General features: G+C 60.2%; 1 protein-coding gene. It reads left to right on the top strand.

The window, feature by feature from the left end; translation table 11 throughout:
* Positions 1–142 precede the first annotated feature (142 nt).
* Positions 143–601 (top strand): hypothetical protein (locus HJW02_RS12935; protein WP_243760031.1); only part of this gene is annotated, 459 nt, incomplete at its 3' end.

Genomic DNA, 601 nt, shown 5'->3' with positions numbered 1-601 from the left:
CACCTATAACGCCAAGGGACAGCTGACCAAGGAACAGACAGATGCGGAAACCGCAGCTACGACGATGGCGCCGACCCTGTGGGAATACGACGACTTCGGCAATAAGGTCAAGGAAACCTGGAAGCTTGCCGATCCGACCACCGTGTCCAACTCGCGCATCACCACGTGGAGCTACGGCGTGGAACAGGCGCAGGACGGCGTCTACCGCGTCGTCACGGCGACCAGGAACAACGGCCAAGGGACTACCTATGGCGAAACGCAGAAGACGCTGGTTTCCTCCCTCTCGTCCACGCTGGAAAGCAAAACCGTCTTCATCGGTCCCAGAGGAAATATATCCACACAGTGGAGCGAATACGGAACAGGCGCCCTGCGGACGCAAAAAAGCAGCATCCCCACTTCCAATGTCACGGCCACCGCGACGGTCATCGACGACTTTACTACCACGCAGACGGACCACGCGGGCATTACTTCCACGCAGACCCGAGCCTATGCGGAAACAGGCATCATCTACACCAACACCGACGGTCGGGGCAACACAACCACGACGCGCACCGACATCGCGGGGCGTACCGTCTCGGTGACGGACGCGGCGGGCAACACG

Source organism: Akkermansia sp. GGCC_0220 (assembly GCF_017566105.1).
Classification (GTDB): domain Bacteria; phylum Verrucomicrobiota; class Verrucomicrobiia; order Verrucomicrobiales; family Akkermansiaceae; genus Akkermansia; species Akkermansia massiliensis.
Note: the sequence above shows the minus strand (reverse complement) of the source record. Positions and strands in the feature narration are given on the sequence as shown.